Source organism: Marinobacterium mangrovicola (assembly GCF_004339595.1).
Lineage (GTDB): Bacteria > Pseudomonadota > Gammaproteobacteria > Pseudomonadales > Balneatricaceae > Marinobacterium_D > Marinobacterium_D mangrovicola.
Genome location: NZ_SMFU01000011.1, coordinates 123,222 through 137,054 on the forward strand (window position 1 = coordinate 123,222; position 13,833 = coordinate 137,054).

The following is a 13,833-nucleotide window of genomic DNA, read 5'->3' on the forward strand; positions in this document are numbered from 1 at the left end:
TGGTGAGGGCCTTTTTTATGGATTAGCCTGGGGAAGGCCCAGCATAACCGATGCACCGCGGTAGGGGGTGCTCACCCGAAGGGCATAATAACCTCGCGCCGATGGAATCCGGCACGGCGGTTAATAAACCCATCGGCGGTGATCGCGACGAGGGCGCTTATATGGACCCGCCCGGTGCTGCAAGGCCGTTTTGACTGACAGAGTGAGATTGCACGCTTATATCCGACCTCATGTTGGGGCGTATCCACCCCGGGCCATTATGAGATGTGCACTCACTGTCCTGATCGCCTACTCGGCTTCAAAGAGCCAGGCGCGCCCCGAGGTTTCAGTGAGTCGATCTTATCTGTCGTGTCTTAACGGTCTGCGCAACCTCTCGGCAGGTGTGTAACCTTCGTTTTACTCGTTCTCAACCAGCATAACGAGCATCGACCAGTACCGATCACGCCTGATAGCTATGCCCTCGAGCCATTAATGCCCAGACGATCCGAGCCAGCTTGTTGGCGAGCGCAGTGATGACCGTGTTGGGATGCTTGCCTTTCATCCGCTGCAACCAACGACCTAGTTGTGATTGCTCATCACTCTGTAGCATTTTGTAAGCCGCCCTGGCGCCATGCACCAGCTGTTTGCGTACATGCTTGTTGCCCTGCTTACTGATGCCAAGTAAGCGCTCTTTGCCACCGCTGGCGTGCTGCCGCGGCACCAGCCCCAAGGACGCACTAAAGTGGCGGCTGCTGGCGAAATAGCACGCATCGCCCGCATGACTGTACAGCAAGGTCGCATTCACAGGTCCAATGCCAGGAACGGTCTGCAGGCGCCGGCACACCGGATTTTCCCGGGCGATGCTCTTGAGCTCATGGTCATAGCGGAGGATCCGCTGATCGCGTTCCAGCCATTGCTGCTGCAGGTCAGCTAACAGCTCTCGTGATCGTGGAGCCAGGCCATTGTCGGCATCTTCAAGTAGTTCAGGAACCGCTTCGCGGATCGCTTTGTGGCCCTGGGGAATGATGACCCCAAACTCGTGAAGCAGTCCTCGCAACTCATTGCCTATTGAGGTCTTTTCGCGGACCAGCCGCTCGCGCACTCGGTGTAAGGCCTGCAGTTCCTGTTGATCAACCGTTTTTACAGCGACAGCCGGAATACCCGGGCGAGCAGCGGCTTCTGCTATCGCCTGAGCATCCCGCTGATCATTCTTGTTAACTTGCACAAAGGGCTTTACGTAACGAGGGTGAATCATCTTAACCGAGTGACCCAGTGCCAAAATCTGGCGTGCCCAATAGTGAGCACCGCCACAGGCCTCAATGGCTACAAGGCACTCGGGTTGTCGAGCGAGAAAGGCGAGAAGCTGATAGCGTTTTAAGCGTTTGGAAAAGATCTTTCGACCCTGGGCATCGATGCCGAGCAGTTGAAAGACATGCTTCGCCAAATCGATTCCGATAATGCTAACCTTGGCCATGGATGGACCCTCCTCTCTAGATGCCGACCCTTGATTGGTTTTGTCGAACTCAATCATGGCACAGGGTGGGCGGGTCCATCTCATTTCCTACCAAAACGAGCACCCTGCCAGTTGCCGCTTATAACCCCTCCAGTGTCGAAACCAGACAATGCCAGCCGGGTTAATCGCCCCATAATGCGGGTCCTTTACTTCGACTCTTATGGAGCTGACATGTCCGATTTTATTACTGTAATGCGTGAAACCTGCCCGACTCCTGTTGTTGATGCGACCAAGTGGACTCGTATCGGTGGTGAGCCGCACACAGTGAACCTGAATGCCTACACCTCTGCTGATGGCAGCAAGATCATGGGCACCTGGATCTGTACTCCGGGCAAGTTCGAAGTGAACTACGACAAGTGGGAGTTCTGCCACTTCCTCGACGGTTACTGCATCATCACCCCGGAAGGTGAAGAGCCCAAGCACCTGAAAGCCGGCGATGTCTTCGTTATCGAGCCGGGCATGAAAGGCACCTGGGAAGTGGTGGAAACCGTACGCAAGTATTTCGTCTTCGCTTAATCGAAGCGTTGAGTCAGAAGCCGGCCAGTGTGCCGGCTTTTTCGTGGGCGTTATTTCGAGGGCGTTAGAGGGAGGCTTGCAGGCGACGCGCCCCCGCGCCGATCGGCTCAGTTACCGAAATCAAGAGCCAGCTGGCGCAGCGAACTCTCTTCCGCCAGGGTGACGCTGATGCCGACGAGACGCACCCGGCGCCCGGCGGCACGTTCAAAAGCGGTGTGCAGGATTGAACGCAGCACGTCTTCACTGAGCCGGTCCGACTGACCGGCGGCGGTGGTCTGCTGGAAGTCGTGGAATTTCAGTTTGATGGTAATTCCCTTGAAGCTGCGGCCCCTGAGGCGCTGCTTCAGTTCCGGTAGCAGGCCGTGCAGAATCTGGTCGCACTGGGCTTCGGTGCGCAGGTCATGGGCGAGGGTGGTCTCGACGCCTACCGACTTGCGGATTCTCGACGGCTGCACGGGGCGCTCGTCGATGCCGCGTGCGCGCTGGTAAAGGCTATGACCAAACTTGCCGAAGCGGTCGGTGAGCGCCTGCAGTGACCAACCGAGCAGGTCGTGGCCGTAGTTCAGGCCCATCTCCTCCAGCTTTTCCGCCGTGCGCGGTCCAACACCGGGAAACTTGCGCAGCTTGAGGGCGGCGACAAACTCCGCCGCTTTATCGGGCGTGACCACGCACTGACCGTTGGGCTTGTTCTCATCGGAGGCGATCTTGGCGATGAATTTGTTGGGGGCAACACCGGCCGAAGCGGTGAGACCGGTTTCCGCCAGAATCTCGGCTCGGATCTGCTGGGCGATCAGCGTGGCGCTGCCCTGGCAGGCGCTACATTCGCTGACATCCAGGTAAGCCTCGTCCAGCGACAGCGGCTCTATCAGCTCGGTATAGCGGGCGAAAATCTCGCGGATCTGGGCGGAAACACTTTTATAGACCGACATCCGCCCCGGGATCAGGATCAGGTCGGGGCAGAGCCGTTTAGCCTCGGCGCTGGGCATGGCGGAATGGACGCCATACTTACGTGCCTCGTAGCTGCAGGTGGAAATAACGCCACGGGAGTCAGCCTTGCCGCCGACAGCGATCGGTTTGCCTTTCAGGCTCGGGTTATCGCGAATCTCTACCGAGGCGTAGAAGGCATCCATGTCGATATGGATGATTTTGCGTTGCATCCGGCGCGGTCAGTTTTCTACCCAGACTTCTCGCAGCGGCTCACCGAAGTCATCATAGATGATCTTCTTGCGTGGCTTCTGGCGCGAGGCTGTTTTGGGTTTCTGTTTGGATTGTTTGCGCCGTGCGTCGATGGCCGCCAGTACATCCAGTGCCGGGGTACGTGGTTGCACCGGGCGCCCATCACTGAATGGGGGCTGGAAGGCGGCGCCGTCTTCGACACCGCTTTCACCCTGGCGAACCTGTTTTATCTCACCGCCATCGCGGACGTAGTCCTGAACCTGACGTTCCAGTTCTTTACGTATGTCGGCTTTGCTCGGGCGTTTACTCATCCCCTGATTATGCATTATCTGGCTTTTTCAGCCAGTACCGTGGCGTAGATCCGACCGACACAGCGACTGAACTCTTCGGTGCTGTGATTGGCCGCAGTTTTGACCGCACTTTCCGAGAAGCGCCGGTAGGTTTCCTCGTCGGTGAGCAGGGTTTCGACGCGCTTGCGCCACTGGCTGCCGTTGAGCGGCGTTTTGAAACCGTTGACGCCATCTTCGACAATATCGTCGATACCGCTGGAGCGGACTGCCACCACCGGCATGCCGCCGGCCATCGCTTCGAGGATCACCATGCCCTGGGTTTCGGAGCGTGAGGCGAACACAAACAGGTCGCCCAGACGGCAGTAGGTGGCCATCTCCTCCGGTGGCACCGAACCCACCAGAGTGATGCGATCGGTCATGCCTTTCTCATCAATCTGTTTCTGCAGGGGTTTGCGCTGGTTGCCATCGCCGAGAATCAGGCAGCGGAAGGGGATCTCCTGATTGCGCTTGGCCAGGTCTGCCAGGGCGTCGATCATAAAGCCGATGTTCTTTTCCGCGCTGAGGCGGCAGATGCTGATCAGCACCTTCTCATCGGGCTTGATCTCCAGCTTGTCACGCAGCTGGCTGACCTGTTCCTCGCTGACATCGCGGAACGACTGGTAATCGATACCGGTGGGCTGCACAAAGATCGTCTTCTTCACGCCGATCATGCGCAGATACTCCTCCGCAGACTCTGTGGGTACGATCACCCCGTCGCAGCGGTTGGCAAAGCGACGCACAAGCGCATGGGAGACCAGGTTACGGAACAGCGGGCCGGGCAGTGGAACGTAATGGGCGTAGTGCTCCAGCCGGGTGTGATAGGTGTAAACCAGCGGTATATCCAGGGCGCGGGCGATGACCGGCCCCAGGCCGCCAAGCCAGAACGGGTGATGGGCATGGACCAGGTCCGGCTTGAAGGCGCGTACCTTTTTCAGCGTGCCGGGCAGGAAGATGTTGGCCAGTTTGAACTCCCGGTGTTTGCCCAGCGGAAGAATGGAGGGCACGCGCACCACATCCTCTTCATCTTTCGGCTGCTTGCTGTAACTGGGTGAGACGATCTGTACGCTGTTACCCAGCCCCTTAAGGCCGCGCCTGAGTCGCTCGATGGACAGGGGCACGCCGCCGATAAACGGCAGGTAGTTGTTGGTTAGCATGGTGACCCGGAGCGGTTTGTTCTCGAACGGGGTCGGATCCACGTCGAAGTTGGGGTAGTAGTCGCGATCCACGAAGATCGCGGAATAGAGCCAGAGGCCGACCAGGCTGAGCAGGCAGATCACCAGAATGAAGTTCAGGTAGCCCACGTAGAACAGCGAATGGATAAAGAACCAGAGACTTTCCACTGTGCGCCAGAACGGATGCTGAGCGATATCCAGGCGGATCGGTTTGACGCTGACACCCTCGGCGCTAACGTTGACCTCGGTGTAGTGGTAGAAGCCGTGCTCGCTGGTGGGCACAAAGCCACCGCCGCCGCCGGTGACGACAAAGTCGGTGCCGCTTTCTCGCTGAATATACTGCTGCGGCAGGCTGGCGGAGAACACCGCATCGACCCGGGCGTTTTCAATGATTGAAACTAGGGCGCTGCGCGGCGGGTTAGGGTAGAGGTACTGCTCTTCCGGGAATAGGTAGCGGGTGTCAAAACCGAGCAGCTTTTCCGAGGGTACGGGTTTCAGCGGCTTTTCACTGAACACAAAGCGGTGGGCCCGTTCCCCCTTTTCCCCGGTGTCGTTGAGCAGGTCATCGAGCCAGCGCTGCTGCCACTGATAATTGGTCTTGCCGGTGCTGTCGAGGAAGATAAAGCGGCTGTTACCGGCGGTAAAGGAGAACAGGTAGGGGCCGAAGTGGTCGTAGAAGCGGAAACCGCCGAGACGGCTGTTCTCGTTCTCACCGAAGGTGAGCAGGTAGGGCATATTCAGCCGTGATAGTGTGCGGTAGAGCGCACGGTACTTGTCTTCGCCGCCGCTGCTGACCGCGTTGCCGGCAGAAACGACAAAGTCGACGCCACTGTCGTTCAACATCGGCAGTATCTGACGCTCAAAGATCCCCACCGAGTTTTTGATATTACCGACCACGGCAAAGCGGAAGCTGTCCCTGCCATCGAGGCGTGACTCGATGCGCTCTACCTGGCGTGCATGCACCGCCGTGTAGTCCTGCTCGAAGAAATTGAGATAGATCTTGTAGCCGACCAGCGCGAGGATCAGCAGCAGGTTGATGTAGAAGATCAGGCGCAGGCGCGGGTGGGTATTACGCACGGCTCAGAGCCCCCTTGAACAGACTGTGGAGGGTAACCGGCAGGCCGATCAGCATGCCCAGATGAATGGTCAGAAAACGCCACAGCAGGATGGTCAGTACCAGGTCGCCGGACTGCAGCATGGCGGAGAAAAACAGGCCAAATACCGCCTCGGCGACACCGGCTGCGCCCGGCGTCGGTGCGAAGTACATCACAAAGGTGGTCACCACCAGCAGGCCCAAGGTGAGCAGGTAGTTAACCTCGTACTCCAGACCCCAGAGCAGCAGCGCGGGGAAGGAAAACAGTGACAGCAAAAACAGCCCGGTGAAGAACACGGCCAGCAGGCGGTAGCGCAGGTTGCCGCGCATAAACGCTTTCAAGGCGGCGCGGAACCTGAGCATTTCGCGGCGCAGGGCAAAATGCAGCCGCGGCTTTTTCTCCGCCGATATAAGTTTGATCCGGTGCAGCAAGGCGATCACGCCGTCGGCCAGTTTCAGCATCCAGCGCATTTTAAAGATCAGCAGGGCAAAGGCGCTGACATAGACAAAGGCAAAAAGCGCCAGGTAAACCGCCAGCTGTTCGCCCAATGCACTCTCCCGCAGAGGCGCCAGGAACATCAGTAGAAAGGGGGTGGGCAGAAAGATAAAAAAGACTGCCAGCAGGGTTCTCAGTGTGGTTGCGGCCGTGGCAGCACCCACATGTACGCCCTGGTGGCGCAGATACCAGATCTGCGCGAGACCGCCGCCGGTGGCCATGGGGGTGACGTTGGAGATCAGAATATTGATAAATACCAGCCGTGTCTGGGCGACAGCGGGAATGCGATAACCCAGGGCTCTCAAGGTGTAGTAGAGGCGCAGCCCGTCACTGGCGAAGTACACCAGCAGCAGCCCGAGGCAGGCGGCGATAAAGCCAGGTTTCAGCAGTCGGTCGTCCAGCAGCGGACGGTCCAGCTCCAGATCCGACAGGATCGCCCAGGGAACGGCGGCACTCAGAAGAATAAAAACGGCGGTGAAAACGAGGATACGTCCCAGCGGCGGGCGTCCGTTGCGCGGTTGTTCGGTGTCGATGGGTGTCCTTCCTTACAGTACCGATAAGCACGGCCTGGCAGCCAGAGTTTAAGGCCCGACTCGTAAGTCTGAATTTAAGACCTGAATTTAAGATCCGCACTTCAGGCCAAAGTTTTAAGTGTCGGCAATATGACACCTAATTCAGAGTAAAGTTGTCGGGCGCTAGCTTATCGTGAAGAGAACGCCTGCACCATCGAATCCAGAGAGTTGGAAAGGCTGCTCATCTTGCCGCAGGCATCGGTGGTCTGGGTGGAGGTCTTGCGGATGTTCGAGGCCTGAACGTTAAGGCTCTCGATATTCTGCTCGATCTCATTGACCACCGAGGATTGCTCTTCGGTGGCACTGGCCACCTGCAGGCAGCGATCAGCCACGTCGGAGAGGGTGCTGATCAGGTTGCGGAAGGTATCGCCGGTGTCGAGAGTCTGTTGCTCGATCTGTCCGGTTTCCTGCTGGCTCTCCTTCATGATCTCAACCGTGCGTCGCACCGCTCCCTGGATCGCCTCCACCATGTTACGGATCTCCTCGGTGGAGTCCTTGGTGCGTGTGGCCAGGGTGCGGACCTCGTCGGCGACCACTGAGAAGCCGCGGCCATGATCGCCGGCTCGTGCAGCCTCTATGGCGGCGTTCAGGGCCAGCAGGTTGGTCTGTTCAGCCACCTGGTTGATGACGGTGATGATCGCTTCAATCTTGTTGGCCTGTGCTTCCAGCTCCGTAGCGGTTTCAAACCCAATGTTCATGCGTTTGCTCAGGCCTGTGACCGACTGGACCACACCGGACAGCACGTTTTCACCTTCCTGGCAGATGCTTTGCGCGTGTTGGCTCGCCTCAGAGGTCCTCACCGTGTTGCTGGCGATCTCGTGGGTGGCGCTGGCAAGCTGGTTAACTGCGGTCGCCACCAGTTCGGTTTCCTGGGTCTGTTTTTCGATCTCCGTTCTCGACATGGCGGCGGCTTCGTTGGTCTGGTTCACCGCTGCTTGCAGGGTTTTGCTCATATCACCGAGACGGCCAAGGATAGTTCTGGCCCTGGCTTCACCCATGCTCAGGGCCAGCCTGATCTGGCCGAGCTCGCTCATGTCGTCACAGTAGACCTTCTGGATAAGCGGATTATCGAACAGGGCGCGACTTTTCGCGCTGACCTGGCTGATGCGGTTGATCAGGATCAGCGGCAGGGCCGTCAGGCCCAGCGCGAGAACTCCGCTGACTAGCACCGCAGCCAGTGGCGCGCCCAGCAGCCATTGGCTGATCGGGAGCAGGGCGAGCAGAACCAGGGCCACCGCGATTAATACGTTGTAGGAACGGCGCTTGATCAGCTTTTCCGCCGGCTTCTGGGCAAGCTCAGCATAGAGTTTTTCGGCGCGGGCCACCGTTGCCTCTTTCGGCACGGTGCGCACCGATTGATAGCCGGTTTTCTTGCCATCTTCATAGATAGGGGTGACGTAGGCATCAACCCAGTAATGGTCGCCGTTCTTGCAGCGGTTTTTGACGATGCCGCGCCAGGGAGTATCGGTCTTCAGGCTGTCCCACATGTTGCCAAAGGCGGCGGGAGGCATGTCGGGATGGCGCACGATGTTATGGGGTTTTCCCAGCATCTCTTCCAGGGAAAAACCTGAAACCTCACAGAAGGCCGCATTGGCGTAAGTGATCTGACCTTTGAGATCAGTGGTGGAAATAAGCTGTTTGCCCGGAGGGAAGCTGACAGCCTTCCCGGTTGTTGGCATCACTTTCATACGGTCCATCCTCTCTGTAGGCGGTTTCAACAGCCCAGGCAACAAAACCACGAAAAGAACCAGGCCTCGACATGCTCGGGCAGTTCATTCGGGTCTTGCTGGAAGTTTATTTTTGTTAAGCCGCATAGACACTTTTAGTAGATATATCAGAATATCGCCATGTTGATATGACCGGAAACGACAGTTGCGTAGCCGCCGTGTTTGCGAGCGGTGGCAGGGCCGTGTGAGGGCGGCTTGGCTGTGGATGATGTTGACCGGAGGGTGAGCGGGATACGGCCCGGGTTTATCCGGGCCGGCGGTGCTTTCAGAACCTGTAGTTGTCCGACGCTGTGGAGATCAGGAGAGGCGATCCAGCGCTTGCAAGTGCGGGGCTTTTTCATCCTCGCTGAGGAAGCTGGCGCTGATGCTGTTACGGGCCAGCTGTATCGCCTGGGCTTCGTTCATGCCGAGTGCATCGCGTACGGCGATATAATTCTGCAACAGGTAACCACCGAAGTACGCCGGATCATCGGAGTTGATGGTGACGCACATCCCTTGTTCCAGTAGTTGCATGATGTTGTGCTCCGCCATGTCGTCGAACACCTTCAGGCGGGTGTTGGAGAGCGGGCAGACCGTCAGCGGGATCTGGTCATCGATCAGCTTCTGCACCAGCGCAGGGTCTTCAACACAGCGAACGCCGTGATCGACCCGCTGTACCTTGAGCAGGTTCAGCGCCTGCCAGATATACTCGGCAGGCCCCTCTTCGCCGGCGTGGGCGACGATCCCCAGGCCCAGTCGGTGTACCTCGTCAAAAACACGCTGGAATTTTTCCGGCGGGTTACCTTTTTCGCCGCTATCCAGCCCCACGGCAACCAGATGTTTGCGCCAGGGCATGGCTTGCTGCAGGGTGGTAAAGGCATCCTCTTCGCTCAGGTGGCGCAGGAAGCAGAGAATCAGACGGCTGCTGATGCCGAGTTTTTCCTGGCCATCACTCAGTGCCCGGGTGATCCCCTTGAACTGAGTCGACATGGGTATGGAGCGTGCGGTGTGGGTCTGGGGGTCGAAAAACGGCTCCACATGTACCACGCCGTCGGCGGCACAGCGCTCCAGGTAGGCCCAGGTCAGGTCGTAGAAATCCTGTTCGGTCTGCAGGACTCCGGCGCCCTGATAGTAGAGGTCGAGAAAGTCCTGCAGGTTGCCGAACTCATAGGCGCTGCGCAGGGCGTCAACATCGCTGTAAGGCAGTTCCAGGCCGTTGCGTTCTGCCAGTTGGAACATCAGTTCAGGCTCCAGCGTCCCTTCCAGGTGGAGGTGAAGCTCGGCCTTGGGAAGAGTGCGGAGGAATCCGGTATCGGCATCACTCATGTCTTGATACTCCAATTGTTCTGTCGTGTAGAGCTTTCAACTAAGGGTGTATTTATATAAAGTTGCACGATCAAGGAGTTACAGCAAATCTTTTGATTGAATTGGCGTTGCCCTAAGGAGCAGTGTGCAGGTCGCCATTTTCAGGACGTCAGGCCTTATCCTGGCGGTAGCGCTGTGTTACCTCACAACGGCCTTTTTGGCGTCTGGTGTGGGGCTGCATGAGCAGATCATGCCTTTCTGGGTGCCCGCCGGTGTCGCGCTGGGTGCTGCTTTGAGATTTGGCCCCCGTATTCTTCCCGGTGTCCTGCTGGGTAATCTCGCTTTTAACCTCCTGATTACGCTGAGCTGGAAAGACAGTATCGATGCGTACAACATACTGACGGCATCGCTGATCGGTTCCGGAGCAGCCCTGCAGGCTGGCACCTCGGCCTTCCTTATCAAACGCTTCGATGCCTACCCTCTGGCGCCAAAGATGGGGCGCAGTCTGCTCTGGTATGTGCTTCTTGCGGGGCCGCTGAGCTGTATTATCAGCGCCAGTATCGGTACCAGTGCGGTGTACGAGTTCAGTGATGCCGGCGGCAGCGCCGGTTACTGGAAAGATTGGCTCACCTGGTGGATCTCCGACAGCTTCGGCGCCATTGTTATCACGCCGGTTGTATTGGTGCTGCTCAACGGCAACCGCATGAGTGGCCGCCGACGCCTGGCGCTGATTTCCCGTCTGGGCATCATTATGGCCGGTGCCCTGGTACTGAACAGCCTGTTCCTGGATCGACTCAGCAATCAGTTGCGCCGCGATTTCATGCGCGACACCCAGCTGATCGAAGCCCGCCTCTCTGCGGTGATGCAAAAGAACCTGACTGATCTGGCGACCCTGGGACGACGTTTTGCCGAGAACGGCACCTATTCTCCCGCGTATTTCGCCCAGGAGGCGGAAAAGCTTATCGAGGACAATCCGGGCTTGCGTGCCTACTCCTGGGATCCCATCGTGCAGCAGAGCGAACGGGAGGTCTTTGAGCAGTACACCGCGGAACTGATCGACGAGCCGGAGTATGAGATCTATGGCGAATCGCTGTATCCGGAAGACCCGCTGATCCCGGTGCAGATGGTGGAGCCTCGCGAATCGAATCGTTCTGCGCTCGGGCTGAACCTGCTTTCGTTGGAAGATCGCCGTCGCTCGGTTATTCAGGCTCAGGCTACGGGCCGCGCGGTCGCCACCGAAATTCTTAATCTGGCCCAGGCGCCGGATCAGCCGGGGTTGCTGATCCTGCAGCCGGTTTACCATATGGGTGGAAACCGCAGTCTGCTGTATCGCCAGCGCAACCTGGTTGGTTTCATGGTGGGCGTGTTTACCCTGAACCAGTTGCTGGAGAACTCTCTGCGTAGCGCCGGGCTTCAGGATATCAGTGTGCGTCTGACTGAAGAGGGAGCCCGAGAGTCGTTCTATTCTGACTTCCCGTCCCAGCCTAACTCTGAGCTCATCGCCGCCTTCGATCTGGAGGTGGCGCAGAGAACCTGGCATATGGAAGCCACCCCCAATGCGAACTACATGGCAGCGCACCCGTCCAGCAACGCCGTGGATCTGCAAGGGCTGCTGGCGCTGGTGGCGATTCTTGGCACCATGCTGACACTGGCGACCCATGACCGTGAACGGGTACTGCTGGCCGAGGTGCGTCGTCAGACCCAGAGTCTGGCGTATCAGGCCCGGCATGATGATCTGACCGGTCTGCCAAACCGCAGTAATCTGCTCGAAACCCTGAGAACGCGATTGGCCGAGCCCGGTGGAGAGCCGTTCGCACTGCTGTTTATCGATCTGGACCGCTTTAAATTGATCAACGACAGCTTGGGACATCAGATAGGTGATCATCTGCTGGTCGCGCTGGCGCGTAAGCTTGAGCAGCAGTTGCCCGCAGATGTCCGCTTGTTCCGCATGGGTGGTGATGAATTCATTCTGATGGTTGATGGTGACAGGCAGCGCGCCTGTGTCGAGGCCGACCGGCTGCTGATCGCCGCTGGTATGCCGATGGATGTGGATAATATCCGTCTGCAGGTAACGGCCAGCATCGGTATCAGCCTCTACCCGAAACACGGTGACGATCTCATTACCCTGATCAAGTACGCTGATACCGCGATGTATCGCGCCAAGGCTCAGGGCAAGAACCGTTACCTGGTACACAGTGAAGAGTTCAGCGATCAGACCTTTCAGTCATTCTCGCTGGAGCAGGATCTGCGAGTTGCGCTGGGTGAACGGCAGCTGTTGCTGCATTACCAGCCCCAATTCGACCTGAAAACCGGCGAGCTGCTTGGCGCTGAAGCACTGGTTCGCTGGCAGCATCCCGAGCGTGGTCTACTGGCGCCGGGGGAATTTATCGAACTGGCGGAGGAGACCCAGCTAATTATTCCGCTCGGCTGGCAGGTGATCGAACTGGCCTGCGAGCAGGTCGCAAGCTGGAACGAGCAGGGGCTGAAGATGCCCTGCGTAGCGGTGAATATTTCGCCTCAGCAGCTGTTGCAGATGGACTTCGTTGAGAAGCTAAACGCGCTGGTGGACAGTCACCATATCGCCCGCGATACCTTTGAGCTGGAGATTACCGAACTGATGATCATGCAGGACCCGGATCTCGCCATGCTGCAGCTGCATAAGCTGCGCGAATCGGGTTACCGTATCGCGCTGGATGATTTCGGTACCGGTTACTCATCGCTGGATCGTCTTAAACACCTGCCGCTGGATCGTCTCAAGATCGATCAGGCGTTTACCCGCGATATCGGCAGGAACTCCCGAGATGAGGCGGTGATCCTGACCATTATCGCCCTTGGCAGTGCCCTGGGAATTGAGGTGCTCGCCGAAGGTGTGGAAACCCAGGCTCAACTGGACTTCCTCTGTAATAACGATTGTAACAGCGTGCAGGGCTACCTATTGGGTCGCCCGGTAGCGCCGGATCAACTGCCGCTGGAAACCCCGTCCTGAGTGTTGAGCAGACGGAATTCCCGCGGCGAATGTCCGGTGTGGCGGCGAAAGAAGCGGGTGAAGTAGGCGGGGTCGGAAAAACCCAGCTCATAGGCGACCTCGCTGACACGCAGAGCGGTGTAAATGAGGCTGCGTCGCGCCTCGATAATCAGGCGTTCATGGATGACCTGTAGCGCATTGCGACCGGTTAGCTCACGGCACAGCTGATTCAGATAGGGCGCAGTGATACCCAGTTCTTCGGCATAGCTTTCCACCGTGCGTTGCTGCACATAGTCCCGGTTTACCTCGTCGAGAAAACGTTTCAGGTGCAACTGGCCGCGATGCTGGCGTTCACCGCCGCCCAGGCGCTCCTCCTCAATCTGTTCCTGTTCCAGCCGCTCAACCCGCACGGTCAGCAGGTTCACAAACGCCTGCAGGGCGCTATCGCGGGCGCTGTCCGGTGGGCGGCGATACTCTTCAAGCAGCATCTCGAACAGCAGATCCAGTTCCCGGTCTTGCCGTTTCAGCCTTACCAGTGAAGTGTGTGATAGCGGTACCGGAGTGTCCTGGGAGCGGCGCGCACGTTCAAGCCGTGCCGTGGCCACCGAAACCACCGTACCGGACACATCGGCGGACCAGGCGAAGTCGTGCACGCTCATCGGTGAGATCAGAATCAGGGAGGGGGCTTTGACCTCCAGTCTGCGACCGTCGATCTTGGCTTCGCCCTGACCGCGGCGCAGGTGAAACACCTGGGTGATACCGGGGTGACGGTGGGGGCGGATCTGAAAACGGTGTTCGCGGGAGCGGGTGATCAGCGGCTCGCAATGCAGATAATCCGGTGTCTGCTGCCACACCTCCTCCCCGTAAAGCTGCACCGTCGGGATGCTCTGCGGCATAGCCTTCTCCTGTTGTTCAGCTGCTGTTTGCGAAATCTATTATCTTCGAAATGTACAAGTTTTTCCGCTAAATGTCCCTTCTTGTTAAAGGGATAAAAGGTGAGGATAGACCTCG

10 protein-coding genes are annotated in these 13,833 nt (G+C 58.1%); 2 read left to right on the forward strand and 8 right to left on the reverse strand.

From position 1 onward, the window contains the following. Window positions 1-439 precede the first annotated feature (439 nt). A complete protein-coding gene (locus tag CLV83_RS17635; RefSeq protein WP_165900341.1) occupies window positions 440-1,453 on the reverse strand; it encodes an IS110 family RNA-guided transposase in 1,014 nt (337 codons plus the stop codon). A gap of 210 nt (window positions 1,454-1,663) precedes the next feature. Between CLV83_RS17635 and CLV83_RS17640 the strand changes: the two genes are divergently transcribed. Further along, window positions 1,664-2,008: a cupin domain-containing protein gene (locus CLV83_RS17640; protein ID WP_132295587.1), complete on the forward strand. Its 345-nt coding sequence runs from the start codon at window positions 1,664-1,666 to the stop codon at window positions 2,006-2,008. Window positions 2,009-2,115: 107 nt separating this feature from the next. Here the strand turns inward: CLV83_RS17640 and dinB are convergent, their stop codons facing one another. The 6 genes from dinB to CLV83_RS17670 form a co-directional block, all read right to left on the reverse strand. After that, complete coding sequence (dinB, locus tag CLV83_RS17645) at window positions 2,116-3,165, reverse strand: DNA polymerase IV (RefSeq protein WP_132295590.1); 1,050 nt, start codon at window positions 3,163-3,165, stop codon at window positions 2,116-2,118. Between the two features lie 9 nt (window positions 3,166-3,174). Beyond that, entirely contained in the window at window positions 3,175-3,495 is a 321-nt protein-coding gene (locus tag CLV83_RS17650) for a hypothetical protein (RefSeq protein WP_207894934.1), read from the reverse strand. A gap of 14 nt (window positions 3,496-3,509) precedes the next feature. Further along, window positions 3,510-5,762, reverse strand: coding sequence for a glycosyltransferase (locus CLV83_RS17655; protein ID WP_132295595.1), 2,253 nt, complete (start codon window positions 5,760-5,762; stop codon window positions 3,510-3,512). After that, on the reverse strand, window positions 5,755-6,807 hold the full coding sequence (locus CLV83_RS17660) for a flippase-like domain-containing protein (protein WP_132295597.1): 1,053 nt from the start codon (window positions 6,805-6,807) through the stop codon (window positions 5,755-5,757). Before CLV83_RS17660 ends, CLV83_RS17655 begins: the two co-directional genes overlap by 8 nt. Window positions 6,808-6,974: 167 nt before the next feature. Continuing rightward, a complete protein-coding gene (locus CLV83_RS17665; RefSeq protein WP_165900342.1) occupies window positions 6,975-8,534 on the reverse strand; it encodes a methyl-accepting chemotaxis protein in 1,560 nt (519 codons plus the stop codon). A 336-nt stretch (window positions 8,535-8,870) separates the two neighbouring features. After that, window positions 8,871-9,878: an adenosine deaminase gene (locus CLV83_RS17670; protein ID WP_132295603.1), complete on the reverse strand. Its 1,008-nt coding sequence runs from the start codon at window positions 9,876-9,878 to the stop codon at window positions 8,871-8,873. A gap of 124 nt (window positions 9,879-10,002) precedes the next feature. On the opposite strand from CLV83_RS17670, the gene CLV83_RS17675 reads away from it, so the two are divergent. Then, on the forward strand, window positions 10,003-12,843 hold the full coding sequence (locus CLV83_RS17675; RefSeq protein ID WP_165900343.1) for a bifunctional diguanylate cyclase/phosphodiesterase: 2,841 nt from the start codon (window positions 10,003-10,005) through the stop codon (window positions 12,841-12,843). Here CLV83_RS17675 and CLV83_RS17680 read toward each other — a convergent pair. Continuing rightward, the gene (locus CLV83_RS17680) at window positions 12,816-13,718 is read right to left on the reverse strand and encodes a helix-turn-helix domain-containing protein (protein WP_132295609.1); all 903 of its coding nucleotides are present in this window, start codon (window positions 13,716-13,718) and stop codon (window positions 12,816-12,818) included. The genes CLV83_RS17675 and CLV83_RS17680 overlap by 28 nt on opposite strands. Between the last annotated feature and the right edge of the window lie 115 nt (window positions 13,719-13,833).

Bases quoted from the DNA above. Each gene is read 5' to 3' on its own strand.
- CLV83_RS17635 (WP_165900341.1), bottom strand. From the start codon at position 1,453: ATGGCCAAGGTTAGCATTATCGGAATCGATTTGGCGAAGCATGTCTTT.
- CLV83_RS17640 (WP_132295587.1), top strand. From the start codon at position 1,664: ATGTCCGATTTTATTACTGTAATGCGTGAAACCTGCCCGACTCCTGTT.
- dinB (WP_132295590.1), bottom strand. From the start codon at position 3,165: ATGCAACGCAAAATCATCCATATCGACATGGATGCCTTCTACGCCTCG.
- CLV83_RS17650 (WP_207894934.1), bottom strand. From the start codon at position 3,495: ATGAGTAAACGCCCGAGCAAAGCCGACATACGTAAAGAACTGGAACGT.
- CLV83_RS17665 (WP_165900342.1), bottom strand. From the start codon at position 8,534: ATGAAAGTGATGCCAACAACCGGGAAGGCTGTCAGCTTCCCTCCGGGC.
- CLV83_RS17670 (WP_132295603.1), bottom strand. From the start codon at position 9,878: ATGAGTGATGCCGATACCGGATTCCTCCGCACTCTTCCCAAGGCCGAG.
- CLV83_RS17680 (WP_132295609.1), bottom strand. From the start codon at position 13,718: ATGCCGCAGAGCATCCCGACGGTGCAGCTTTACGGGGAGGAGGTGTGG.